The organism is Xanthomonas boreopolis (assembly GCF_046529185.1).
Taxonomy (GTDB): Bacteria; Pseudomonadota; Gammaproteobacteria; order Xanthomonadales; family Xanthomonadaceae; genus Pseudomonas_S; species Pseudomonas_S boreopolis.
On the sequence record NZ_CP097162.1, the window covers coordinates 4,434,253 to 4,460,529 of the forward strand.

The following is a 26,277-nucleotide window of genomic DNA, read 5'->3' on the forward strand; positions in this document are numbered from 1 at the left end:
GAAAGTAGTAGGCGCGTGCGATCTCCCAGCCCCGGAGGGGGCCTGCGGTGCAGGCCATCGCCGCCGCCCGGCGATGCCCCGCAACCCGGGAGAACGGACCGGCCTACCTGCGCCGGGCGCGCGCCGCGGCCGTGGCCGCGCGCTTGGCCGGCTTGCGCTGCGGCCCGGACTCGCGCCCTTCCACCTGCGCGATCAGCGCCAGCACGTCGTTGATGATGGCGGCCATCGCCGCCTGGGCCGCCGGCGCATCGCCGGCCTTGATCGCGTCGTAGACCCGCCGGTGCGCCGGGATGCTCGCCGTGTGGCCATGGATGCGGTTGGTGAGCTGGATGGAGAAACGCAGCGCCGCATGCACCAGTTCGTGCAGCTGGATGTAGAACGGATTGCCCGTGGCATCCAGGATCGCCACGTGGAAGGCCGCATCGGCGGCATGGTGGTCGTCCTCGCCGCGCTCGGCGGCCACCATCCGCTCCAGGCCATGCTCGATCCCGCGCATGGCCTCGGGGTCGGCATGGCGCGCGGCCAGCGCTGCCGCGGTGGGTTCGATGCCCAGGCGCATCTCGGTGAAGGAGCGCAACAACTTGTAGGAGAACTTGCGCTCCAGCATCCAGCGCAATACGTCGGCGTCCAGCAGGCTCCACGCGCGCTCGGGCTGCACCAGGATGCCGCTGCGCGGGCGCGCGGACAGCATGCCCTTGGCGGTGAGCATCTTGATCGCCTCGCGGGTCACGCTGCGGCTGGTGGAATAGGCCTCGGAGATTTCCGCTTCGGTGGGAAACGGCCGGCTTTCGAAACGCCCAAGCACGATTTCCCGACCCAACGCCTCCAGCAACTGTTCCGTCAACGTCATGCGGCCGGCCAAGCGCGAGCGTCCGGCGGGCTGGAGTGGGGCCATCTTCGATAAACCCGTTGAAGAGAAGTACAAGCCTGGGAAGCTGCCCAGCTCCTGGAAACCCCTATCGCGTTTCCGGCCGGACGATAGCACGCCGGTTTATGTGCTCCAAGTCACGCGCGGCACGTGCTCGCTGCGATTGCGCGTTGCAGCATGGACGTTCGCCGCATCGCGCCTTGACGCTACATGTCGCCTTATTTATATGATAAATCCCATAAAAGCCAGACAGGGGATCTGCATGCGCATCGCGACGCTGGTTGCATCGGGCTTGGGGTTGTTGATCGCGCAGGCGGGCGCCATCGAGGCGGCACGCGCGGCGGCGCACTACGACGCGCGCACGCGCGTGTTCCGGCTCGATGGCGGGCAGGTCACCTATGCCTTCGGCATCAACCCGCAAGGACAGCTGCAATCGGCCTACTGGGGCGGCCGCCTGGCCGATGGCGACCCGCTGGGACCGTTGGCGCCCTTGCCCGACGCGGCCAGCTTCGACCTGTCCGCATCGGTCACGCCGCAGGAGTTTCCCGCCCAGGGCGGCGGCGTCTTCAGCGAGACCACGCTCAAGGTGGCCTACGCCGACGGCGGCCGCGACACGGTGCTCAAGTACGTTTCGCACCGCATCCAGGGCGACACCATCGAAGTGGTGACCCGGGACATCGCCCAGCCGCTGCAGGTGACATTGCGCTACAGCATCGATCCGGGCACCGGCGTGCTGGCGCGCTCGGCTTCGATCCGGAACCTGGGCCAGGCGCCGGTGCGCATCGACCAGGCCGGCTCGGCCTCGTACACCCTGGCGCCGGAAGGCGACTACCGGCTGCACTACCTCACCGGGCGCTGGGCCAGCGAGTGGACCCTGCAGCAACGGCCCGTGACCGAGGGCGCGACCGTGCTGGAGAGCCGCCGCGGCTCCACCGGCCACCAGAACGCGCCGTGGTTCGCGATCGACCGCGACGGCAGCAGTACCGAGGAAAGCGGGCCGGTGTGGTTCGGCGCGCTGGCCTGGTCCGGTTCGTGGCGGATCAGCATCGACAAGGACCAGGCCGGCGCGGTGCGCGTGGTCGGCGGCTACAACCCGTTCGACTTCGCCTACCCGCTCGCGCCCGGCGAGACGCTGGACACGCCGGTGTTCTACGCCGGCTACTCCGACCAGGGCATGGGCGGCGCATCGCGCCTGATGCACCGCTTCCAGCGCGAACGCATCCTGCCCGGCGACGGCAAGCCGCCTCTGCGCCCGGTGCTCTACAACAGCTGGGAAGCCACCGGGTTCGCGGTGGACGAGGCCGGCCAGATGGCGCTGGCCGAGAAGGCCGCGCGCCTGGGCGTGGAGATGTTCGTGATGGACGACGGCTGGTTCGGCGCGCGCGACAGCGACAAGGCCGGGCTCGGCGACTGGCAGGTCAACCGCGGCAAGTTCCCGAACGGGCTGAAGCCGCTGATCGACAAGGTGCATGGCCTGGGCATGCAGTTCGGGCTCTGGGTGGAGCCGGAGATGGTCAACCCGGACAGCGACCTGTATCGCGCGCATCCGGACTGGGTGCTGCATTTCGACGGCCGCCCGCGCACGACCGCGCGCAACCAGTTGGTGCTCAACCTGGCGCGCCGCGAGGTGCGCGACCACGTGTTCAAGGTGCTGGACGAACTGGTGAGCACGCACGACATCCAGTTCCTCAAGTGGGACTACAACCGCAACTGGTCCGAACCGGGCTGGCCGGAGGTCGCGCCGGACCAGCAGCCCAAGCTGTACGTGGAATACGTGCGCAACCTGTACTGGATCCTCGCGGAACTGCGCCGCCGGCATCCGGGACTGGAGATCGAATCCTGCTCCGGCGGCGGCGGCCGCGTGGACCTGGGCATCATGGCCCTGACCGACCAGGTGTGGCCCTCGGACAACACCGATCCCTACGACCGGCTGAGCATGCAGGACGGTTTCAGCCGCGCCTACACGCCGGCGGTGATGATGGCGTGGGTGACCGACTCGCCGAACTGGCTCAACGGCCGCCAGACCTCGCTGGAGTATCGCTTCCTGTCGTCGATGCAGGGCGGGCTGGGCATCGGCGCCAACCTCAACCACTGGCAGGAGGCGGACTTCTCCACGGCCAGGCGCATGGTCGAGGCCTACAAGCAGGTCCGCGCCACCGTGCAGCAGGGCGACCTGTACCGGCTGATCTCGCCGTGGGACGGCGGCCGCCGCTCCGCCACCCTGTCGGTATCGCAGGACCGCCGCCAGGCCGTGCTGTTCGCGTTCCTGCACAGCGGTACCAAGGGATTGCCGGACCCGGCCATCAGGCTGCGGGGCCTGGACCCGGCCAAGCGCTACCGCGTCGCCCGCCTGGGCGGCGGCGAGCTGCCCGCCGGGTTGCCCACCGAAGCCAGCGGCGCCTACTGGATGCAGCACGGCCTGCCGGTGGCCCTGCGCGGCGATTTCCAGGCGGCGGGGTTCGTGTTCGAGGGTGGGTGACTAGCCGCGGGAATGGATGGGGGATATCCCGTCGAAGAAGTCCCGCAGGCGCAACCAACCGGAGCGCAAAGCGCGGAGGACGCGAAGACCGGGCGTGCTTGATCAGCCACATGGCTGATCAAAGAGACTCGCCCAGGGTGAAGCTTTGCTCCAGGCGAGGAAAGCAGAAGCCAAGCAACCTCCCTGGATGATCAGCCATTCGGCTGTTGTGGGATCGCTCCGCTGCTGAGAAGCGTTTCCTGCTTTCGCGGGAACGACGATAGATGGATGGCGGATGGAGCCTGCATATGGCTTCGCCCATACCCTCATCCGCCCTCCGGGCACCTTCTCCCGCAAGCGAGAGAAGGAAAAATCCGCGTCGCCAGACAACGCTGGCAAGGCCCGTCGGGACTGAAGCCCCTCCCACAGAAGACAACCTCCCGAGGACCATCCAAACTCCTGGACCAAAGTCCGCCTGGGCTTATTCCGCCGCCCCGACAGAATCACTCACCAACTGCGGCTGCAAGCGAAACCGATACCGCGAGGGCACCACCGGGATGCGGTAGGCCTGGTGCGGCTGGCCCCAGCGGCTCCATTGGTCGTCGCCACCCACGCCGATCTGGCGCTGGTCGATCATCAGGCTGACGTGTTCGCGCGGCCGGATGTCCGAGCTGTGCGCCTGCCCCACCGGCTTGCGGTCCAGGTCCGAGTACGGGAAGGCCAGCGCGTTGACCGACAGCGGTTCGGCGCCGGTGATCTTCAGCCCCGTGCCGCTGGCCGGCGCCACCGCCAGCCAGCGCACGTCCACCTTGTTGCCGGTTTCCTGCGGCCGGATGTAGTCGTGGTTCTGCTCGGCGATCCTGCCCGAGTACAGCGCGATCTCGCCGCTGGTGTAGCGGTCGGCGTAGGTTTCGTGCGGGCCGCGTCCGTACCAGCTCAGCCCGGTCATGCGGCTGGGCGCGGTGAACATCAGGCCGAGCCGCAGCGGGTCGGGCAGGCCGGCGTACAGCGGGCGGAAATCGCCGGTGACGGTCACCGAGCCGTCGCGCGCCATCTCGTAGGTGACGTCGTACTGCACGTCCGGCGTGGCGTCGCCGCCGATGTCGAAACCCACCTGCACGCGCGCGCCGCCGTCCTGCGACCTGGACGCCTGCACGCCGCGGACGCGGCGGGTTTCCGAGAGCGTCTTCCAGACCAGGTGGCTGGCATATAAACCGGTGCCGATGTCGTTGTCGGTCGGTGCGCGCCAGAAGTTGGGCGTGCCGCCGCTGAGCAAGGCCTGGCCTTGGTAGGCATACCGCGCCACCTGCCCGGTGCCGCGATCGACCACCAGTTCGGCGCCGGCGGCGCGCAGGCGGATCTCGCCCGCGGTCTCGCTCATCGCCACCGCATTGCCGGACGTGGGTGCGGGCGGCAGCGCGGGCGGCGGCGAGAGCGCGAACTGCTCCCACGACACCACCTGCCCCGCCGGCACCAGCGGCACGGCGCCGTCGCGGGCCAGCGCGCGCAGGGTCAGGAAATACTCGGCGCCGGGCTTGCGCTGCACGGGCGGCAACGTGAACTGCACAGTCTCCTGTCCGTCGGCCGGCGTGGACAGGGCCGGCCCGCCGCCCTGCGCGACCACGCGCCCGTCCTCGCGCAACTGCCAATCGAAGTCGAACCGGCCCAGGTCGATGAAGTTGTGCCGGTTGCGCACGATGAAGCGACCCGCCGCTGCATCCACCGCCTCGAACTGGACCGGCCCGTACACCTTGGCCAGTTCATGCAGGTGCGGGTTGGGCGTGCGATCGGATTGCAACAGGCCATCGCCGAATTCGATGGCGTCCTGGCCGGAAGGATTGGGACCGTAGTCGCCGCCGTAGGCCCAGTACTGCCGGCCGTCGGGCGTGGTCTTGATCATGCTCTGGTCCACCCAGTCCCAGACGAAGCCGCCCTGCAGGCGGTCGTGGGCATAGATGGCGTCCCAGTAGCGCTTCAGGTCGCCCAGGCTGTTGCCCATCGCATGGGCGTATTCGCACTGGATCAACGGTATCGGCGGCGAATCCGGGTTGGTGACGAAATCGACGATGCGCTCCACCGAGTCGTACATCGGCGCGTAGAAATCCACGTAGGGCTCGGGCAGGTGCTGGGCGTACAGCGTGCCGTGGCCCAGGTAGCTCACCAGGCGGGTCTTGTCGTAGCCGCGTATCCACGCGGAGGCCTGGGCGAACGCCGGGCCGGTGCCGGCCTCGTTGCCCAGCGACCAGAAGATCACCGACGGGTGGTTCTTGTCGCGCTCGACCATGCGCTGGACGCGCTGCAGGTGCGGCAGCGCCCATTTCGGGTCGTAGCCCAGCTGCACCTTGTCGCGCGCGCGCATGCCCTGGTCGCCCTTCTGCATGTACTCGTGCGACTCGATGTTGGCCTCGTCCATCACGTACAGGCCGTACTCGTCGGCCAGCGCGTACCACAGCTCCGCGTTGGGATAGTGCGAGGTGCGCACCGCGTTGATGTTGTTCTGCTTCATCAGCTCGATGTCGCGGCGCATCGAGGCTTCGGAAACCACGTGGAAGGTGTACGGATCGTGCTCGTGGCGATTGACGCCGCGGATCTTGATCGCCCGGCCGTTGACCTTCACCAATCCGCCGCCGATCTCCACCGTGCGGAAGCCCACCCGCGTGGCGGTGGCCTGCACCAGCTCGCCGCCCGGCCCGTAGACCTCGAGCAGCAAGGTGTAGAGGTTGGGGGTTTCGGCGGTCCACGGACGCACGCCGGCGATGCTGCCGGCCAGCGTGGCCTTGCGCGGCTTGGCCGAGCCCGCCAGTTTCGCCTCGCGCTCGAGCACGACGCGGTCGCCGTCGAGCACGCTGGCCTTCACCCGGACCGGCGTGGCGGCGCCGCTCACTTCAACGTCCAGATCCAGCACGCCGTCGCGATAGGCCTTGTCCAGCGTGGTGCGGGCGAAGAAGTCGCGCAGCCAGACCGGCGGTGCGGCGACCAGGTAGACGTCGCGCTCGATGCCGTTGACGCGCCAGAAGTCCTGGTCCTCCAGGTAGCTGCCGTCGGACCAGCGGTACAGTTCGATCGCCACCGTGTTCCTGCCCGGTCGCAGCTTCGCGCCGACGTCGAACTCGGCCGGCAGCTTGGAGTCCTCGCTGTAGCCCACTCGCTCGCCGTTCACCCACACGTAGTAGGCCGCGCCGGCCGCGCCGATGTGCAGCATCACCTGGCGTCCGTCCCAGCCGTCCGGCAGGGTGAAATCGCGCCGGTAGGAACCCACCGGATTGGTCGCGTGCGGGATGAAGGGCTGGTTGGCCGGGAACGGATAGGTGATGTTGTTGTACAGCGGCTGCCCGTAGCCTTGCGCCTGCATCATCGACGGCACCGGGATGGTGGCCCAGCCCGACACGTCGTAGCCGGGGCGGTAGAAATCCACCGGGCGCTTGTCCGGGTTTTCCGAGTAGGCGAAGTGCCAGGGACCGTTGAGCGACAGGAAGTACCGCGAGTCGCTCATGCGGCCCGCCCGCGCCAGCGCCACCGACTCGTAGGGAAAGCCGGTGGCGCGCATCGGCGCGCGGCCGATCTCGTTGATGTCCGGGCGTTCCCACTCGCGCACGCCGGCCGTCGAATCGGCAGCCGGCGCTGCCAGGGCGAGCACCGGCAGCACCAGGAGCAGCAGCGAGGCCAGGCCCTTGCGCGATCGGGAAAGCAGGGATTCCAACGTCGTTCTCCTTACCACGAACCCCGGATGCCCAGCGACAGCGTCCGGCCGTTCTTGGCCATCCATTGCACGCGATCGGTGTAGCGCGAGTAGGCTTCCTCGGTCTCGTTGGTCAGGTTGGTGGCCTCGGCGAACACCGAAACGTTGTCGTTGATCTTCAGGTTGGCGCTGAAATCCAGCTGCCCATAAGGCTTGACCGTAGTCGGCTGGCCTTGCGAACCGCGCACGGCGGCCAGGTATTCGTCGCGCCAGTTGTAGGCCACGCGGAAGCCGATGAGATCCTTTTCGTAGAACAGGACCAGGTTGCCGGAATCGGCCAGCCCCACCACCGCGAACTGGCCGGTGGCGATGGCCGGGTCGAAGGTCTGCGCGCTGTCCACGTAGGTGTAGTTCGCTTGCACGCCCAACCCGTCGAACGGCGTCGGCAGCCGGTCGAAGGTGTACTGGAAGGACAGCTCCGCGCCCTTCACCACCGCCGTGTTGGCATTGACCGGCTTGGTCTCCAGGAACGGGTAGCCCTGGATGGTGGTGGGCTGGGTAATGGACGTGATGAAGTTGTCCACCTTCTTGTAGAAGCCGGCCAGGCCCAGGTAGCTGGTGTTGTTGAAGTACCACTCCGCGCCCAGGTCGTAGTTGCGCGCCTTGTACGGCTTCAGGTCCACGTTGCCGGTGTCGTAGGAGCCCGGGCCGGGCGGACGCACGCCGATGCTCTCGCTGATGCGCAGGCTGGTCAGGGTGGGGCGGGTCACCGTTTCCGAGGCCGAGGCGCGCAGCACCAGGTCGTCGCGCAGGTTGATGCGGAAGTTCAGCGAAGGCAGCCAATCGTCGTAGCTGGCGCTTCGCGAGATCGGCACCGGCGGGGTGAAGTGCACGACCGCATTGGTGGGGTCGCCCGGGTTGCCGGTGATCGACTCTATCTGCGAGGACACCGCATCGGACACCACATCGGTTTTGACGAAACGCACGCCGACGTTCAACACCCATGGCATGCCGCGGAAGCTGTTTTCGAAGTTGGCCATGGCGTAGGCGGCGTAGGTCTTCTCCCGCACCTGCCACGGACTCTGCGCGACCGGCACAGCCGTGTAGCCGCCGTACTTGGCGATCGCCTCGGCAACTTTTTGTGCGCTTTCCGGATCAAGCTGGTTGTAGGCGGCCGGGCTGGAGAGGAACTGGAAGTAGCGCTCCGCGTCGTAAGTGAGCCACTGCGTCGGCGCGCCGGTGGAAATCCCGTTGACGATGGAGCCGGCATTGAACACGCTGGCCAGCTCCGCCGGTACGCGTACCGCGTAGCCGCAGTAGGCGCAGTTCAGTTCTTCGTCCGAGCTGCGCAAGGTGACGCTGCTCTTGGTGCGCTTGGAGCCGGAGACCCCGAACTTCAGCATCGACAGCGTCCCGTCGGTGAAGTTTCGGGTGAAGTTGATCTTGCCTTCGTACATCTCGTCGCGGCGGTTGTCGCCCTCCCGGCCCACGTAGTGCGCGCGCAGGTCGGAGGTATCGACGGTGGACAGCAGGTTGGAGTAGCTGGGGAAGCCGCCGGGATTGAGGTTCCAGGTCGGGTTGGTGCCCACGTTGCGCGTGCCCATCACCATGAAGTACTGCTTGCCGCCGTCGTTCTCTTCGGCCTTGGAGTAGGCGCCGTCGAAATCCAGCGTGGCCTGCTCGCCCACTTGCCAGGCCACGTTGATGCCGGCCTGCTGGTTGGTGGAGTCGCGTGGGAAGCTCGCCACGACGTAGTCGTTGGCCAGCCCACCGGTGTCCCTGCGCACGAACGAAGTGGCCGTGCCGTTGGCATCGGCGGTGATCGACTGGATGTCGGCCGGGTCGTCGAACAATCCCAGGGCGTTGTAGTGGGACTTGATCTTGTAGTGCGAGTACATCGCATCCAGCGTGACCGTCACCGTGTCGCTGGGTTTCCAGTCGATCGCGCCATTGATGCCGGTACGCGTGCGTTCTTCTTCGGTCACCCGGTATTCCGTCGTACGTGGCACTGCAATGCTGGTCGATGTGGCCTCGTCCTTGTAGCCGTTATCGCCGGTCAGCCAGCCATCGGTATTGACGAACTCGGACCTGTGGTTGCGCTGATAGCGCACCACGCTCAGCAGCGCGCCGAACGTGTTATCGGCATTGGTATCGCTGATCAGGGCCGATACCTTGGGCTTGGTATCGCCGGACATGCTGCCCTGTACGCCGGAAACGCTGCCGGCCACGTGGAAGCCCGGGTTGTCCAGCGGCCGTTGGGTGCGGATGTTGACCGTGGCCCCGATGCTGCCCTCGCTCAGGTCGGCCTGGGAGGTCTTGAACACCTCGGCGGTATTGATCAGCTCCGAAGGCAGCGTGTCGAAACTGAACTCGCGCCCGGCATTGTCCGTGGCCATGGTGCGGCCGTTGAGCAGTACCGTGTTGAATTCCGGGCCGAAGCCGCGCACGGTGATGAACCGCGCCTCGCCGTTGGAACGATCCACGGAAACGCCCGCAATGCGCTGCAGGGCATCGGCCACGTTCTGGTCGGGAAACTTGCCGACGTCCTCGGCCGAGACCGCGTCCAGCGTGCCTACCGCGTCCTGCTTGAGCGCCTGCGACTTGCGGATGCTGGCGCGGATGCCGGTGACCTGCACCGCATCCAGGTCGGTGACGCCCTGCGCGTTCCTGTTCTCGGCCGGTGGGCTGGCGGCAGGCGCGCTGTCCTGCGCGTTGGCCGGAAAGGCGGCGGAAGCGGCGACGGCCGCCATCGCCAGGAGTCCGTTGCGGATTGAAACGGTTAATGCCGACTGATCCATTTCCCCACCCATTGGCTTGGACGAAACGATGGTGTACGGCAGCGCTCCCCCCGGTGCGCCTCTCGCCTCCGTCCTCCTGCGGCCATTGCCGGCCATGCACGTCGGACGCGTGGCGAGTCATTTGTAAGATAAATCGTATTTATGTCATCGAGCGGCACGCAAGCTGCATCGCAACATGGGCGCGAGATCCCGATGGCCACCGCCGCAGCGCACGTGCCGGCCTTCCCGCGATGGGCTTGGAGACCGGGAAAAGCACGGAAAAAGAGCGTTCGTGGCGCGCATGGCATCCTGCGCGCGCATCGGGTGTCTTCGTTGCAGGAGGGCGCAGGTGGCCCAGCGTCATCGGCCCGTGGCCGATTGCAGGCTTCTTCTTGTCAGCAGCGGCACGAAGAAGCGCCTCGCCGGCGATGGCGGCCCGGCCGGCTCGTGCCCGCCGGCGCGCCGAGGCCTATTCCGCCGCTTCCGGCGCCGCGAAAGCCTTGCTGTAGATCCCCGAACGATCGAAGCAGCAGGCGCGGCGCTTGCCGGAGGCGAGCATGTCGCAAGCGGTGTGGATGCGCTTCACGCGCGTTTCGGCCTTCTTGCCGGAGGTGATCCAGTGGATCCAGTCGCGCCGCGCCACCGGCGTGATGTCGTCCCAGACCGCACGCGCGGCCGGATGCGCGGCCAACGCCTGGCGCAGGTCGGAAGGCACCTGGGGTTCCGGCTCGACCGCGGCCGGCGCGAGTTCGAGCGCGACCGTGGCGCCCGCCTCGATGCCGGCGGCCTCGCGCAATGCCTGCTCGACCTTGAGCCAATGGCTACCCTGCCCATCCGGTTCCAGGGTGGCCTGGAACGGATGGCCCGCGATCGTGCCTTCGACGCTGATCATGCTGCGTGCCGGCAACTTCGCGCTGGCATCCTTGGGTAGCACGAGGAACGCCCACGCCGCGCCTTTCGGCGTTGCGGGCCGCAACAGTTTCGCCTCGAATCGGATCTTGCCCATGGCGAGACGATAGCACTGCTGCCGGCGCGAAGGCCCCGGGGATCTACATGCCGCCCTGCACGAACTCGACGTTCGGGATCCAATGCGTCGCGCGCCTGGCCAGGCGGCTCGCCTCATCCTCTCCGTCGTAGGAGACCGGCACCTGGCGGAGCCTGGCCGGATCGACGTCGTCGAAGGCCAGCACGCTGACCACCGCGTGGAGGCGGCCATCGATCCGGCTGCTGACCACCGGCACCGCCCCGCAGGACGCGCATACGTGGAAGTCGGCGGTCTTCGTCCCGAACCGGTAGGCGGACACCTTCGCGGGGTCCTTGATCCGCACGGTCAGGGCACCCTCCGGGCACGCCGTCCATACCCCGCCATGCTTCCTGCAGAAGGAGCAGGAGCAGGCCCGGGCCGGGATGTCCTCCGGATCCGGCCGCCAGTCCAGGGCGAACCCGATGTTTCCGCAATGGCAACTACCCCGGACAAGCATTCGCGTCCTCCCGGCCAAACGACGAACATGCAAGCATCCTGCCGGGCGCGGCAGGCGTTTGCGGGCCGCGGCTCAACGCTCCCGCTGCCGGACGCCCGTCAGCGCGATCAGCCGCGACACCACCACCGCGATGTACATCACCCCGGCGAACATCGCCAGCATGGTCAGCGCGCGGGCGGCCGGGGTGACCGGCACGATGTCGCTCAGGCCCACGCCCGACATCAGGCTGAAGCTGAGGAACAGCAGTTCCAGCCAGCTGCGCGCGTGCGTGGGATCCACCGCCCCGCTGAAGCTGCCGGGCGCCAGCGCCTGGCACGCCGAGAACGCGAAGGCGAAGCCCCAGGCCAGCAGCGTGAACGTGGCGCCGGCCGCGAGCAGTTCGTCCATGGTCACGTCGTGGTCGCCGAGCATGTAGAACATCAGGCCCGCCGCCGCGTAGAAGTACAGCAGCGCCTCCAGCACCTGCGCGAACGCCTGCAACGGCCACACGTGCATGAAGTTCGCCAGCAGCGACAGCACGACCGAAGGCACCGCCAGCGCCCAGGCCACCCAGTCCGACGCGCTGCCGCGATCGACCACCCAGATCACCAGCGCCAGCACCAGCATGCCGAACGCGCCGAACAGCGCGCGGCCGAGCGAGGTGTCTTCCATCAGCGGGTACAGCAGCAGGCCCAGCAACTGCACCGCCAGCAGGATGCCGGCCGGGTGCCGGCGGAGCGTGACCAGGCCCTGCCGGAGCGAGCGGTTCATGCGTGCCGTCCTGTTCGTTGCATGCCGGGACATGCGGGCCGTTCGGGCGGGTGCGATGGTCTCATCGGGCGCGGCATCCTGGGTTGGCCACGGCAGCCTGCCATGCCGCCGCAGGTCCGCCAAGGGATGCGCGCGGCCGGGCGCGGGCGATCCGCGGACCGCCGTGTTCCACCGCGACACGCGGATGTCCGGGCCGTGGCGCTAGACTTGGGGATCGTGCTCCACGGCGTCGCGACATGTCCCCCCTCAAGCAAGAAGCGCACAAGCTGATCGACGCGCTGCCCGACGCGGCCGGCTGGGACGACGTTGCGCGTGCCGTGGACGAGGCCCGTTTCCATGGTGCGGTCCGGGACGGCATCGAAGCGGCGGACCGGGGGCAGCTCGCCGGCCCTGAGCGGATGAAGGCGACGTTCGCCAGATGGGGCATCGATGTTGCGGCGTGAGTGGACCGCCCCGGCCGCCAAGCGATTCGAACACGCCCAGGACCACTACCACGCCCTCAACCCGGTGGCGGCCGCGGCGATGGCACGGCAGGTACTGGAGGCGACGCGGAGGTTGGGCGAGCAACCGGGATTGGGCCGGCCTGGACGGGTCGCGGGAACGCGGGAATGGCGGGTCGCGCGCACGCCGTACCTGCTCGTGTACCGCGTGCGCGACGACGCGCTGCAGGTGCTGCATGTCGAGGTGGACGCGCGCGACTGGATGCCGCGGACCGAGCCCTGGATCGAGCCCCTGGAACCGTGGCTCGCGGCGCTGGCCAGCGCGCTGCTGCACGTGCTGATGGTGTTCGCCTTGCTGCACGCTTCCACGCCGACCATGTCCACGCCGCAGGGCGCCGTCGCCGGCGGCCGGATGAAGGTGGACTTCCTCGGCGAGACGTCCGAACCGGAGCAACCCGCCCCGCCGAGCCCGCCCCCGCCTTCGGCCACCTCGCCCGTTCGCTCCACCGTGGTCAAGGACGCCAAGGATCCGTTGCCTCCCGACGTGGCCGCCACGCCGCGTCGCGTGCCGGCTCCCCGCCCCGTCGTGCAGCGCCCGAGCCAATCGCCGTCGCCGACGCCCGCACCGGTGCAGCGCCGTCCCGAGACCTGGACCGGCCGCCCGCCGGGCATGCTCGACGAGGACGTCGCCGAGGACGACGGGCTGGCCGACAGCGCCGCCTTCGAGCCCGGCTACCGCAACGATCGCCGCTCCGCCGAACCGAGCCTGGACGTGGGCGGCTACCAGGTCTACTACGACCTGCGCAGCGAGACCCAGCTGCGCGCGTGGAAGGAGCAGGGCATGAAGGAAATCGCCATCCTCCTGCCCGGCACCCAGAACCGCATGGTCTGCCCGCTGGAGATCGCGCTGCGGCGCGGTTCCGGCAAGTGCCGCCTGCTGCCCCCGGATTCCCCGGAACTGCAGTCCATCGGCGACGCCCGCGAGGTCATCAACATGATGGAGGTCTACCGCCGCGGCGAACCGGTGTGGCGCGGGCCGGGGCCGTATCGGTGAGGTAAAGGGGTACTTGGGCCGCGGTCCCGGCTACAGCCGAACGGCAAGCCAAAGACGCGACCGAATCACCGGACACTCCGTCTTCGTGTGCAGGCATGCCGCCGAACCGGCAACATGCCTGCACGACCAATCAGCACCAATGCCAATACATGGGCACGCTGCGCAACGATTCACCACGTGTCATGGCGCAGATCGCATTCCTCGCTTGCGCAGGACCGGCGGCGAGCTCGTTCGAAGCGACTATGGGCTCCCCCTATTTAATCCAGAAGGGCTCGCATGACCGCCGCCGCATCGAAGATCACAATGTCGTGTCAACGGTGAGAAGCAGTCCGAGAGAATTTCTAACGAAGTATATAGAAGTACACACCCCGTCGCTTGCTTTACCCTTTGTCGTCGGGCGACTCGCTACCTTAGCACCCTTCTCGGTCAGTACCCTAAAGAGGCGTGTCATGTTGAAGACAGGCTCTTGGCAACACGAGTCCAAGTCCCTACCCAAAAAAAGCCCTCGGTGAACCGAGGGCTTTTTTTTAAGTTGATCTAACAGAGAGAAATAATCCAACAAAAACCACAACAATAGATACTCCCGTTAAGAAATACGAATACCTCCTCCTCGAGAAATAATCATACCTACCTATTTTAATAAGATGATGTACTGGGAGCGCAAGATATATCAATGAGAATAGGAAATAATAGACATTGAGTCCAACCCCATCATTCCCAATGGATTTGCCTATGGCCGCAATCACTACCGATCCAAGTAATATAAGAAAAGATCGGAAAGCAAAATAATTATTGACTCTTGCATTATTCATGGTGATAGATATCGAACTTGGCATCTGACGCCGCTTGGAGTTGATGCGCAAGCAACAATGTAACTCACGTTCACCGGTACGTTGCGCGGCCCGTCCCAACCAACACCCAAGTTGGATAGGTGATTGATCATTTCCCCGCCAGCATTGGAGGCGGAGGAGACGTTAGGATAGACGTAATTTCTAGTACCTTCATCATCCGTCACCTGATCTCTTGTTTCTGGAATTGGATTACCGGCTGCATCAATAGCCGAACCCTTTACATACGAATAATCTCGCGCACTCCAATTCCATTGTATTTTAAAGTAAGAACCATCGGGGAATTTTATAATATTTACAACTTTGAATGGATTTTCAAGTGGATTCTTGCTCAATACACTCATAAAATCGACGAGTGTTGTGCGTAACTTATCCACAAAATAGTAGAAGGGCCCGACCTGTTCATAGCTCAGCGCTGCCCTTATAGCAGTATCGCGATAAGTCGGGGTAGTTACAGCATCCATCGCTGTCATCGGCCGAGTCCCGACAGCTGCGACCGTTGCTCGAGCCTGTGCGCTTACTACAGTTGGCACCTGAACGGCTACAGAGAATTCATGTGTTGCTGTCGGAGAGCCTCCATTGGCGTCATAAACCGCCAGTCCCGCACTTAACACACTCCGTTCACCACTGGTCAGACTAACTTCTTTAACAGTAAGAGTGGTCGTTGCAGTGACAGCCAGCTCGCTCGAGGTAATCCGAACATAATCCGCAGCCGGCGCATTCGTTGGCACTGTTCCTCCGCCACCGCCGCTACTCGAACTAGTAACACGCATGTGATAAAGCGTACGCCGCGATAGATCCCACAAATAGTGATCGCCAACACCAAGTTCCCGCGACATGGTTTGTTTCTTGCCCAAGTCGCAGTCATTGCAGATTGCCGCTGCGGCATGGGCTGTAGACGTCGATCCAAACAGTACAGCTGCTAGAAAAATCGCTGATTTAACCCTATCCATTGCTTGCATTCCTGTGCGTGCGTGGGGATGTCCCCACGTTGATTTTTCACATTGCCTGCATTGGTAGCTTTGCCGAGTTTGGCCGCATGGCAGAAGTTAGGAAAAACTTCGCAAGAAATAGCTCCGCTGGGACTTGCCGCCGTAGTGGCCGCATCTGCATCGACTTAGGATATACAAAAGAGCGCTGCTCTCTATTCCGTTGAGGCGTGGTCCACGACCCTACTGCCTATCAGGAGGCAGGACAATTTCTTCCCTGCAACCTGTGTCTCAGCTTCCATCAAGTGGGCGGATATATATGAGCACTTCGGGAAAGTGATCTAGTGGTTCTCCGATATTCTTCAGAAACTATAGCGAAGAGCCGATAACTGACAGCAAGTCCAGATCGGCCAAGCTCATCTCGACCTGATTGGCCTGCTTGATTGCCGCCGGATTGCCCAAATCCAGGACTTCGGTAGCAAGGATAAGGGTGCCGTTACCTTGACGCTCCAATCGTGCCGCATCGGGAACCTGTTCAGCGGCAAGGGGACTGTTTACGTACCCCATCCATCCCAGAAACTCCCGATGGGGAAACGGAGCACGGTCAATACTGTACAGAAGCAGATCGTTTCCTACTCGCTGTTTCACATTGGTTTGGGCGAACCAAACACCTGGGACCTTGCTCAGCTCTTTCAGGATCCCCCAAATGATCTCCGTTGGGCGTTCGAAGGCCTGCTCCGGATTTCCAATACTCAGCCGCATGTCTCCAAAACTGGGATTGATGGTCCAACCTATTCGGCCACGCTTTTTCCAAGTCTTTTCGTCTCCAGCGTTCGTCAACAACAGGCCAGGAGCTCCTTTCTCCTTGAGCTCGGGAAACTCCTCATCTTCCTCCATACGGGCGATGATCCCCTTCCGGTCGCCGAAGGGAAGAAAAGCATCTTTAGGGCCCCGAGGGTTGGACCACCATTCGCGAAAATCAGGATGCACTTGAGCCAATCGCCCTATCAGTACTGCGGCGGCTGCATAGGCCTCGGGCAAGGACAGCCTTTCCGGCCGGGACTTCACCACCAAGGTGATGCCCATGTCAGATTCGCCCCAAGATGTAGAGAGTAAAGCAAGCCGCTGTGGATGGAATTCCGGCCTCGACTCCTGCCTTGCATGCGTCCATTTCCATGAAGTGCCATTCGGGCTTCCCCTGGGGTTTTGCCGACATGATGATTTCCTCCTGAGCCATATAATTCTTGAACCACGACGCGACTACTGCTCTGGTGAAGGGCTTGGCTGCATCCGATGCCTTCGGCGTGATGCTCGACAACCGTGTCATTGACGAGGCGAAGCGTCGCGAGAATCCGCTGGGATTGATCAACGATTTCATCAAGGCCAGGCGCTATCTCCGTACATTCGAGAATGGGGCCTTCGCACTCCTTCCTGCCGAGAGCGAGTCAAAAGCCAGCGAGCAGGCCAAGAAAGACCACTCCAAAAGGAAAGGCAAGTGGATGGGACTGTCACTATTTGCCATGCCGGTTTTTTCGTTCATTGCGATGCTTATCCCGTCGTTCTTCGGGCCAGCGACCGATCTCAAGGCTTTCCAGTTGTTGATCCTCGTTTGCCAAATAGCTTCCTTGCCCTTCATCTTGCCGATGATTTCGGCATTGACCGCCATATACGCCGCCGACAGGCTATTCAACGAGCTGGACCTGCATTACCCGCGCAGATCCGGATGCCCGGTACAGGAGAACAGAGCGATGCTCGCTCCGCCTTCGCTCTTCGGCAACGGCTTGGCCTCGTGTGCGGACAGCATGGCGGATGAAACCACGCACCTTTCCTAGAACAACGTACCCTGCTCTGGTTTGCGTGGCGGCCCAGCGACAACGTGGTCGGGATGCAACCCCTCGCCTTCTCGCTGCCCCAGCCTCCACCCCAACCCAGAAACCCGCGCTGCATGCCTCGCCAGCGCGGCGCGCAGCACCGCCTCGCTGGCGGCCAGGTGCAGCGTGCGGCGGGCGCGGGTGATGCCGGTATAGACCAGCTCGCGGCTGAGCACGCGTGCGTCGCGGGTGGGCAGTTGCAACCAGACTTCGTCGAACTCGCTGCCTTGCGCCTTGTGCACGGTCATCGCGAAGGCGCTCTCGTGCGCCGGCAGCGCCGCGGGGTGGAAGCCGCGGACCTCGCCGTCGCGGCCGCCTTCGAACCAGGCGACCAGCGCGCCCCGTGCGTCCCTGAGACAGATGCCGACGTCGCCGTTGAACAGGCCGTGGCGATAGCTGTTCTCGGTGACCAGCAGCAGGCGGCCGTGGAACCAGGGCGAGGCGGTGCCGAGGCGGCGGCCGGCGGTGCCGGTTTCGGCCAGCAGTTGCTCGATGCGGGCATTGAGGCCGCGCGCGCCCTGCGGCCCGTTGCGCACGGCGGTGAGCAGGCGCAGGCGGCCGGCCACGCGCAGGGCCTGGGCCGGATCGCTGGCCTCGGCCAGCGCGCGCCAGTGCGCGAGCAAGGCGTCGCGGCGGGTTTGCAGCGGGTCGTCGGCGTTCTCGTGGAAGTGCACGCCGGCCAGCCGGCCGCCGCGCAGCAGCGCCAGCGCGGTGTCGGCATCGCCGCCGCGCACGGCCTCGGCCAGCGGCGCCAGGTCGAAATCCCGGGCCTGGCGCCAGCCGCGGCGCAGGTGGATGCGGTGGCCGGCCAACCCGCCTTCGGGCGTGGCGACGGGCACCGGGCCGAGCAGCGGGCGCAAGGCGATGGCGTCGTCCGGCGCCAGTGCGTCGCCGGGACCGGCGGCGCCGAGGATGGCGGCGAGGACGTCGCCGGCTTCCACCGAGGGCAGCTGGTCGGGATCGCCGAGCAGGATCAGCTGGGTGCCGTCGGCCACCGCTTCGGCCAGCTTGCACATCAGCGGCAGGTCGACCATCGAGGCCTCGTCCACCACCACGATGTCGAACGGCAGCGGGTTGTCGGCGTCGTGCCGGAAGCGCGGCGAGTCGGGAAGGGTGCCCAGCAGCCGGTGCAGGGTGCTGGCGCCTTCGGGCAGCGCGGCGCAGGCGGCGGCGTCGACGCCGGCCGCGCGCATCGAGGCCACCGCGGCGCGCAGGCTCTCGGCCATGCGCTCGGCGGCGCGCCCGGTCGGCGCCGCCAGGGCGATGCGCGGCGGCGCCGCGCCGGCGCGCAGGGCCGCGGCCGCACGCAGCGCCAGCAAGCGCGCGATGGTGGTGGTCTTGCCGGTGCCGGGGCCGCCGATGACCAACAGCAGCGCGCGGCGCAGGGACAACGCGGCGGCCTGGGCCTGGCGGTCTTCGGTCCAGTTGCCCCCCTCCGTCCTCCGGACACCTTCCCCCGCGAGCGGGGGAAGGGAAGGAGCAGGGAACAGGGCGTCGAACAGCGGCGCCAGCGCTTCGACGTCGAACGCCGGCGGCGGCATGGCGGCGATCCGGCGCAACGCCAGCGCCAGCCGGCGCTCGTACTCGCGGTAGCGACGCAGGTACAGCAGGCCGCGCTCGAGCACCAGCGGCTTCGCTGCGGTCGCCGCGTCCTCGTCCACGCTTGGCGCATCCACCCATGGCGAGGCGGCCAGGAGCGCCTGCCAGGCCCGCGGGTCCGGCCATGCCAGCTCGGCGTCGGCGAGCAGGCGCGGGCGCGCCGGGTCGAAGCCGGCATGGCCCTGCGCCACCGCCAGCGAGGCCAGCGCCGCGGCGGCCAGCACCTCGTTGGGCGTGCCCGGGTCGAGCCGGCGCAGGCTCTGTGCGAAAGCATGGTCGAGCGTGCGCAGGATGCCGGCGCGCTGCAGGTCGGCGAGCAAGTTGGGGACGTTCATGGCGAAGGCGCTCCGGGCGCGGACGTCTCCTCGCCCCGCCCCCTCTCCCGGGCAGAAACGGGCTCGAGTTCGGCACCGGCGAACAGCGCATCCAGCGCGTGGACCAGCGCCGGGTCGAAGCGCTGCGCGTGCACGCCGGGCGAGGGATCGCGCGTGGCATCCAGGCCGCGGCAGAACAGGTAGCGCACGCCGCCGAAGTCGCGCGCGTAGTCGTAGTCCTCGCCGAGACGGAAGCGCAGCCAGCGGTGCAGCGCCAAGGTGTAGATCAGCGCCTGCAGGTCGTACTCGCTGTGGCGCATGGCCTGCGCCAGCGCCGGCGGGTCGTAGGCGGGCAGGCGGTTGGACTTGTAGTCGAGCACGTACCAGCGGCCTTCGTGGCGGTAGGTGAGGTCGATCAGGCCGGTCATCAGCCCTTCCAGGCGCTGGCGCAGGCCGAAGCCGTGGCGATCGCCGACCACGCCGTGCGCGTGCAGCAGGCGCAGCAGCGCGTCCACGCGGGTGGGGCGCAGCGCGAACTGGAACTCGATCTCGGCGCGGCGCTCGACCGCCGGCACGTCGCACAGGCGCACGCCCTCGGGCAGCGCGACGGTGAGGGTCTGGCCGATCAGGCGCGCCAGCAGCGCCGCGCCGTCGCCGAGGTCCCCGGCCGCGTAGCCGCCCTCGCGCAAGGCCGCGGCGATCGTTTCCGCTTCCGCGGCCGGCGCGGCATCGCCCGGGCGCCAGCCGCGCCAGGCGGCGAAGTCGCCGTGCTCCAGCGCGGCGTGCAGCACCACGCCGAAGCGGTTGCCGGCGAAGCGCGGATCGAAATCGTCCTCGAGCGCGACCGGTGCGGCCGGCTCGTCGTGGCCGCCGGCGGATTCGACCGTGGCGCTGGCGAGGGTGTCGCCACCGCCGTCGGCGTTGGCGAGCTGGGTGAAGCTGTAGACCCACCAGTCCGGCGCGAGCCGGCGCGTGGCGACGCGCGCCGGCGGCGGCTCGCCCTCGCCGGGCGGCGGCAGCCACGGCAGCGTGGCCGGGAGCGGGCGCTCGTCGAGGACGATGCCCGGCTGCGCCGCCAGCGCGGCCGGGTCGGCCAGCATCGCTGCGAGCGGGCTGCGAGGGGCGTTGTAGAACGCGCCGAAGGCGATCCACAGCGCGTGCTCGGCGCGCGTGAGGCCGACGTACAGCAGGCGCGCGTCCTCGGCGTGCTGGGCCTGGATCCAGGCCGCGCGCGCGGCGCTCCACTCCGGCGTTTCCGGCGAGGGTTTCCAGAACAGCGCGCGCGTCCCCTGTTCGGTCGGCGCCACGCAGGCGCGGCCGGGATCGGGCGACTTGCCGCCGATGCCGACGAACGGCAGGAACACCAGCGGGTACTCCAGGCCCTTGCTCTTGTGCAGGGTGACGATCTGCACGCGGCGCGCGTCCGATTCCAGCCGCAGCAACTGGGTCTCGTCGTCCGGGTCGGCCTCGGCGATGCGGCGGCCGAGCCAGTCCACCAGCCCATGCAGGCCCAGCGCGCGCGCGTCGGCCTGTTGCAGCAGTTCGCCCAGTTGCAGGTAGTTGGTCAGGCGGCGCTCGCCGTCGAGCAGCCCGAGCAGGCGCTCGGCGTTGGCCGCGCACAGCTCGTCCACCAGCGCCAGCGGGCCGCCGCGCTGCAGGCGCTCGCGCCAGTGCTGCGCGCGCAGCTGCCATTGGCGGTGGAGCTCGCCGTCGCGTTCGAGCGCGGCGATGCCGTCGGCGTCCACGCCGACCAGCACCGTCGCCAGCGCCGCGCGCAGGCGGCCGTCGTCGGCGCCGTGCAGCAGCGCGAGCAGCAGCGCCAGCAGTTCCCGCGCCTGTTCGCTGGCGAACAGGCTCTGCTTGCCGGCCGCCACGGCGGGGATGCCGGCCTCCGCCAGCGCCTGCTGGATGCGCGTGGCCTCGCCGTGCTTGCGCACCAGCACGGCGATGTCGCCCGGTTCGACCGGACGGCCCCGCAGCGATGCCTGGCCGGCGCGCGCCTGCGCCAGCACCTCGTGGATCGCGGCGACGCAGGCGGCGGTGGCGAGCTGGCGCGAGCGCTCGGCATCGTGCGGCTTGTCGCCGGCAGGCGGCGGCGCGCGCCACAGCGTCAGGGCCGGCGCGGGCGCGCCGTCGCGCAGGAAATCGTCGTCGCCGCGCACGCCGCCGGGCTGCACGTCGTGGAATCGGATGCCTTCCTCGACGAAAGCCCGCTCGCCGGCCTGCCGGTACAGCGCGGCGATGGCTTTCAACAACGAGGGTCGCGAACGGAAGTTGCGCTCCAGCGGCGGTGCGCGTTCGGCCTGCCCGGCCGCGGCCAGGTAGGTGTGCACATCGCCGCCGCGGAAGCCGTAGATGGCCTGCTTGGGGTCGCCGATCAGGGCGAGAAAGCGCGCTTGCGAACCACTGGTTCGCGCGCTTTCGAGCGCCGCCGGGCTATGCCCGGTGGCCGGGTGCTCGCACTCGCGACGTTCATCTGGAGAATCAGGACCGAACACGCGCTCGAAGATGCTCCACTGGCGCGCGTCGGTGTCCTGGAATTCGTCCACCAGCGCGACCGCGTACTGCGCGCGCAGGCGCTGCGCCAGGGCCTCGGCGTGCGGGCCGGACAGCGCGGCGGCGACGTCGTCGATGAGATCGTCGTAGGTCTGCACGCGGCGCAGCCGCTTGAGCGCGGCGAGGCGCTCGCGCGCTTCCTCGCGCAGGCGATGCAGCAGCGCGATGCGGCGCTGGCCCTGCCACAGGCGCACCGCGTCGTCGGCCTGCAGCCAGGCGTCGAGCGCGTCGAACAGCGGCGAGCACGGCGGCTCGTGGCCGTCCTTGCACAGCTCGCGCAGGCGCGCCGGCACCAGCTTGTCCAGGTGCGCGGTGCCCTCGCGCGACCAGGCCTGCGCCTGCAGGCCATCGAGCAGCGCCTGGAACGCCTTGTCGAAGCTGGGCCGGCGCGCGCGGCGGCCGTCGAAGCGCTTGCGCTCGAAGGCCTCGGCCACCGCGGCGCGTGCGTCCTCGAGATGCGCGGCGATCGCCTCGGCCAGGCGTTGCGCGGCCTGGCGCAGCGCCGGCCGCGGGTCGTGGGCGAGGTCCACCGGTGCGGGCAGCAGCAGCGGCTGGCGGATCAGCACCGGCAGGTCGCGCGCCAGCGCGGCCGGGCCGGCCGGCCACAGCGCCGGCAGATGCTCGGCCTCGCCCGCTTCGGCGGCGTGCGCGCGCCACAGGTCGGCGGCCAGTTCTTCGAGCAGTTCGCGGTCGCTGGCGAGCAGTTCGGGCGGGGCGAAGGTCTGCCCGCTCTCCAGCGCGTGTTCGCGCAGCACCCGCGCGCAGAAGCCGTGGATGGTGAAGATCGCGGCCAGGTCGATCTCGTCGGCGGCCTGGCGCAGGCGGCGGCGCAGGGCGTCGGGGGATTCCCCCGACGTGGCGAGGTGGGCCGCCAGGAGGGTGCGGGTCAAGTGGATTTCGGGCGAGTCCTGTGGGAGGGACTCTGGGTGGCCTAGGGCCATCAGTCCCGACGCTTCCTCGGCAAGGCCCGTCGGGACTGAAGTCCCTCCCACAAGGACGGTCTCTCCAAGGGAAGTTTCGGGCACCAGCGTGGCGGCCAGGGCCAGGCGCTCGCGGACGCGCTTGCGCAGTTCCTGGGTGGCGGCCTCGGTGAAGGTCACCGCCAGGATCTGGCCGACACGCAGGCCACGCTCGACCACCAGCCGCGTCGCCAGCGTGGCCAGGGTGAAGGTCTTGCCGGTGCCGGCGCTGGCCTCGATCAGGCGCACGCCGTGCAGCGGCAGGCCCAGGTAGGGATCGGCGGGGACGTCCATGCTCACTCCTCCTCGCCCCCGTCCTGCTCGCCGCGCGCGACCCAGACCGCGTCCAGCGTCGCCTCGTCCGGTTCCAGGTCGGTGCGTCCCTCGCAGACCGCATCGAACACGGCGAAGCTGGTGCGGGCGAAGGCGATGAACGCCGTGCGGTCGGCGAACGGATCGCGCCCGCGCAGGGCCAGCCGGGTCGCCTCGCCCTGTCCTTCGGCATAGCCGCGCGTGCCGTGCCAGCGCTCGAACGCGGCCTTGAAGGTCTTCTTCGCGTCGGCGCCGTCCATCAGGTGGCGGTAGAACTCCCAGCCGCTGTAGGGACCGAACGCCAGCGGTTCGCGCAGGCCGCGAGCGCGCAACGCCAGCAGCGCGCGCAACGCGTCGCGCGCCTGCGCCGGCGGCAAGGCCTCGCGCACGTGCGGGCCGGTGCCGGCCTCGCCCGCGTCGTCGAAGCGCACCAGCGGACGCGGGTCGCCGGCGGCGCTGGCCAGCAGCCAGTCCAGGCCGTTGCGGATCGCCGCCGGCCCGTTGCGCACGCCCGGCCGCACCCGCGCGATGCCGTGCGGGTACAGCGCATCGACGCGGCCGTGCAGGTGCAGGCCGTCCAGTTCGATGTCGTAGCGCTGCGACTGTGCGCCGGCCCCGGCGCGCCATTGCGCGAAGCCCCGCGCGTACGGGCGCAGCTGCGCCAGCAGGTCTTCGAGCTCGCGCTCGCCCAGCGCGCCGGACGGCAGCAGGGCGCGGGCGCGCAGGCGGCGGTACAGGGCCTGTTCGTCCTCGCCGTCCAGCAGCGCCTCGAACGCCTGCATCTGCAAGGCGTGCTTCTCCAGCCCGCCGCCGGGCAGCAGCAGCGGTTCCAGGTCCTCGGCGCGCTCGATCTCGTCGGCCAGGCGCAGGCCCAACCGCAACTGCAGGAACTGCGCGGCGGGCGCGAGCAGGAAGCGCCTGAGCGCGTCCAGCGGCAATGCCGGCTCCGGCTCGGACGCGGGCAGCGCCTGCCCGAACCACGGTTCCAGCGCATGGCGCTCGCTGCCGAGGCGGCCAGCGGCCGGGCGCCACGCCGCGCGGTAGCTGAAGCGGCGCGGTTCGCCGTCGCCGCCGAACGCGGCCGGCGCGAACGGCTGCAGCGGATGCCGCACCACCAGGTCGCGTGCGGCGGCGGCCGGATCGGCGTGGTAGGCGGCGGCCTCGGCGAGCAGTTCGGCGACCAGCACCGAGGGTTCGCGCTCGCTGCCGTCGCGCGGGTCGGCGCCGAGGTAGCTCAGGTAGAACACGTCCTGCGCGGCGGCGAACAGTTGCAGGAACAGGAAGCGGTCGTCCTCGCGGGTGGAACGGTCGCCGGGGCGGCGGCGCTCGCTGCCCAGTTCGGCGGTCAGGCGATTGAGGCCGGCGGCCGGGTCGCGGCGCGGGAAATCGCCGTCGTTCATGCCCAGCAGGCAGATCGCGCGGAACGGCAGCAGCCGCATCGGCACCATGCGGCCGATGCTGATGCCGCCGGTGAGCAGCGGCGCGCGCGTGTCGGCCTCGCCCAGCACGGCGGCGAAGTGCGCGCGTACCGCCTCGGCCGGCAGCGGTGCATCGAAACCGGCACGCGCGGCACTGTTGGCAAAGCCGTCGACCAGCCAGCGCAGGCGGTCGAGCGCGCGCTGCGTGGACGGTGCCGATGGCGGCTGCGGCAGCAGCGCGTCGAGCAGGCCGATCAGCCGCTCGCGCCAGGCCGACGGCGGCAGCGCCTCGCCCAGCGTCTGCTGGTGCCGCGCCAGCACGCGCAACAGCCGGATCAGCGTGTCCAGCGCGTCCAGCGCGCTGCCTTCCAGCTCCGGCCACGGCGCCACCCCGGCGATCTCCGCATCGCTGCCGCTGGCGTGGCCGAGCAGCAGCCGGTCCAACGCGAACGCCCAGGTGTAGGCGTCATCGCGCGGCGCCGCGTGCTGCTGGCGGTGCGCCGCATCCAGGCCCCAGCGCGCGCCGGCCGCCTGCAGCCATCCGTGCAGGCGCTCGAACGCGGCCGCGTCCAGCGCGGCGGCCTCCGCCAGCGGCGGGCTGGCGAGCAGGTCGAGCACCTCGTTGAGGCCGAAGCGCGATACCGGCAACCCGAGCAGGCGCACGAACACTTCCGCCAGCGGCTCGCCGGCCAGCGGGCTGGCGTCGGCCAGGGCGTAGGGCACCGGGTCGTCGGGGCCGCCGAACACCGCGTCCAGGTAGGGAATGTACGGATCGATGTCCGGCGCCAGCACCGCGATCTCGCGCGGCTGCAGCGGCGGGTCGAAGCGCGGGTCCTCCAGCAGCGCGCGCAGCTGGTCGTGCAGGACCTGCAGCTCGCGCAGGCGGGTGTGGCAGGCGTGCACCTGCAGGGTCGGATCGTCGCGGCGCAGCGCCGGCAGCAGCCCGCCCGAAGGCCGGCCGCGCCGGTGGAACAGGTCGGCCTGCAGCCGCTTCAGCAGGCCGTCGCCCAGCCCGCCCTCGGCCAGCGGCTTGCCCGGGCGCCGTTCCGGGTCGGCGTAGGCGGCGATCTCGCCGGAGGGGTGCACCACCTCGTAGCCGCCCAGCACCGCCATGAAGTCGCGGCCGGCCGCGCCCCAGGCCTGCAGCAAGCGGTTCTCGCTGGCATCCTCGCCGAACGGGTCGGCATCGCCGGCTTTCAGGCGCGCGCCCAGGGTCTGCAGGTCGCCCCAGTACGACGCCGTAGGCGTGGGCAGGTAGAAGTGCAGCGTGCCGGTCCGCGCCTGGGTGGCGAGCACGCGCAGCACGTCGGGCGAAACGTTGAGGGTGGCGAAGGCGAACAGCCGCGGCGGCAGCCCCGCCGGAAGCGCGCCGCCGCCGGCATGGCGCGCCAGGTAATCGTTGATGCGCCGGGCGCGGTGCGCGCGGCCGCCGGCGATGCGCCGCCACAGCAGCGCCTGCGGATCGTCCGGGTCGGCCCCGGCCTCCCAGCGCAGCAGCCAGTCGCGGCGCCAGGCCTGGTATTTCTCGAACACCGACGCCAGCTCGCCGGCCAGCGCCCACGGCTTGAGCGCGTCGCCGTCGGCCAGGTAGGCCTGCAGCGCGCGCATCGCCGGCCGCGCCAGCAGCTCCGGATCGACCAGCGCCGCGTACAGGCGCCAGCGCAGCGTGTCCGCGTCCAGGTCGTCGTCGGCCGGGCCGAGGTTGGCCTCCAGCGCGTGCGCGACGAACTCTCCGGGGGTCAGGAACTCCAGGTTGGCGGCGATGCCGTACTCGGCGGCCAGGGTCGATTGCAGCCAGCGCCGCATCGCCACCTGCGGAATCAGCACCGTCTCCGGCGTCAGCAGCGACTGGCCGGGTACCGGCCGGCGCAGCTCGTGCGCCAGCAGCGATGCCAGCACCTCGAGCGAATTGGAATGATAGAGGCGGAAGTCCGGTGCAGCGTCGGCCATCGCGCCATAGTGCC

The 26,277-nt window shown here is 68.3% G+C and carries 15 protein-coding genes; 4 read left to right on the forward strand and 11 right to left on the reverse strand.

Annotated elements, in window-relative coordinates; translation table 11 throughout:
* Window positions 1–103: 103 nt before the first annotated feature.
* Window positions 104–850, reverse strand: coding sequence for a FadR/GntR family transcriptional regulator (locus tag M3M27_RS19760; RefSeq protein ID WP_434026724.1), 747 nt, complete (start codon window positions 848–850; stop codon window positions 104–106).
* Window positions 851–1,130: 280 nt separating this feature from the next.
* Here M3M27_RS19760 and M3M27_RS19765 point away from each other — a divergent pair, with 280 nt between their 5' ends.
* Complete coding sequence (locus M3M27_RS19765; RefSeq protein ID WP_434026725.1) at window positions 1,131–3,347, forward strand: alpha-galactosidase; 2,217 nt, start codon at window positions 1,131–1,133, stop codon at window positions 3,345–3,347.
* A 460-nt stretch (window positions 3,348–3,807) separates the two neighbouring features.
* Here M3M27_RS19765 and M3M27_RS19770 read toward each other — a convergent pair whose 3' ends face one another.
* The 5 genes from M3M27_RS19770 to M3M27_RS19790 form a co-directional block, all read right to left on the reverse strand.
* On the reverse strand, window positions 3,808–7,026 hold the full coding sequence (locus M3M27_RS19770) for a glycoside hydrolase family 2 TIM barrel-domain containing protein (RefSeq protein ID WP_434026726.1): 3,219 nt from the start codon (window positions 7,024–7,026) through the stop codon (window positions 3,808–3,810).
* Window positions 7,027–7,037: 11 nt separating this feature from the next.
* Complete coding sequence (locus tag M3M27_RS19775) at window positions 7,038–9,755, reverse strand: TonB-dependent receptor (RefSeq protein ID WP_434026727.1); 2,718 nt, start codon at window positions 9,753–9,755, stop codon at window positions 7,038–7,040.
* A gap of 496 nt (window positions 9,756–10,251) precedes the next feature.
* A complete protein-coding gene (locus tag M3M27_RS19780; RefSeq protein WP_434026728.1) occupies window positions 10,252–10,788 on the reverse strand; it encodes a YdeI/OmpD-associated family protein in 537 nt (178 codons plus the stop codon).
* A gap of 43 nt (window positions 10,789–10,831) precedes the next feature.
* Window positions 10,832–11,086 carry a hypothetical protein gene (locus tag M3M27_RS19785; RefSeq protein WP_434026729.1) on the reverse strand — a complete coding sequence of 85 codons (255 nt, stop codon included), beginning with the start codon at window positions 11,084–11,086 and terminating at the stop codon, window positions 10,832–10,834.
* A gap of 249 nt (window positions 11,087–11,335) precedes the next feature.
* Entirely contained in the window at window positions 11,336–12,013 is a 678-nt protein-coding gene (locus M3M27_RS19790) for an ion channel (protein ID WP_140724338.1), read from the reverse strand.
* Window positions 12,014–12,249: 236 nt separating this feature from the next.
* On the opposite strand from M3M27_RS19790, the gene M3M27_RS19795 reads away from it, so the two are divergent.
* Both M3M27_RS19795 and M3M27_RS19800 read left to right on the forward strand, forming a co-directional pair.
* Window positions 12,250–12,456, forward strand: coding sequence for a hypothetical protein (locus M3M27_RS19795; protein ID WP_140724341.1), 207 nt, complete (start codon window positions 12,250–12,252; stop codon window positions 12,454–12,456).
* Window positions 12,443–13,507 carry a type II toxin-antitoxin system RelE/ParE family toxin gene (locus M3M27_RS19800; protein ID WP_434026730.1) on the forward strand — a complete coding sequence of 355 codons (1,065 nt, stop codon included), beginning with the start codon at window positions 12,443–12,445 and terminating at the stop codon, window positions 13,505–13,507. The genes M3M27_RS19795 and M3M27_RS19800 overlap by 14 nt, the downstream gene beginning before the upstream one ends.
* Window positions 13,508–14,315: 808 nt before the next feature.
* Here the strand turns inward: M3M27_RS19800 and M3M27_RS19805 are convergent.
* Window positions 14,316–15,308 (reverse strand): hypothetical protein, encoded by a 993-nt coding sequence (locus M3M27_RS19805; RefSeq protein WP_218569716.1) that lies wholly within the window; start codon window positions 15,306–15,308, stop codon window positions 14,316–14,318.
* 345 nt (window positions 15,309–15,653) lie between these two features.
* A complete protein-coding gene (locus M3M27_RS19810; RefSeq protein WP_140724347.1) occupies window positions 15,654–16,370 on the reverse strand; it encodes an Imm52 family immunity protein in 717 nt (238 codons plus the stop codon).
* A gap of 158 nt (window positions 16,371–16,528) precedes the next feature.
* Between M3M27_RS19810 and M3M27_RS19815 the strand changes: the two genes are divergently transcribed.
* Window positions 16,529–17,116, forward strand: coding sequence for a hypothetical protein (locus M3M27_RS19815; RefSeq protein WP_434026731.1), 588 nt, complete (start codon window positions 16,529–16,531; stop codon window positions 17,114–17,116).
* On the opposite strand, the gene recD is transcribed toward M3M27_RS19815, so the two are convergent.
* Genes recD through recC form a run of 3 tightly spaced genes read right to left on the reverse strand, consistent with a single transcriptional unit; the run spans window position 17,113 to window position 26,263 of the window.
* Window positions 17,113–19,089, reverse strand: coding sequence for an exodeoxyribonuclease V subunit alpha (recD, locus tag M3M27_RS19820; RefSeq protein ID WP_434026732.1), 1,977 nt, complete (start codon window positions 19,087–19,089; stop codon window positions 17,113–17,115). The genes M3M27_RS19815 and recD overlap by 4 nt on opposite strands.
* Window positions 19,086–22,883: a UvrD-helicase domain-containing protein gene (locus M3M27_RS19825; RefSeq protein ID WP_434026733.1), complete on the reverse strand. Its 3,798-nt coding sequence runs from the start codon at window positions 22,881–22,883 to the stop codon at window positions 19,086–19,088. Before M3M27_RS19825 ends, recD begins: the two co-directional genes overlap by 4 nt.
* Entirely contained in the window at window positions 22,880–26,263 is a 3,384-nt protein-coding gene (gene recC / locus M3M27_RS19830; RefSeq protein ID WP_434026734.1) for an exodeoxyribonuclease V subunit gamma, read from the reverse strand. Before recC ends, M3M27_RS19825 begins: the two co-directional genes overlap by 4 nt.
* Window positions 26,264–26,277 lie beyond the last annotated feature (14 nt).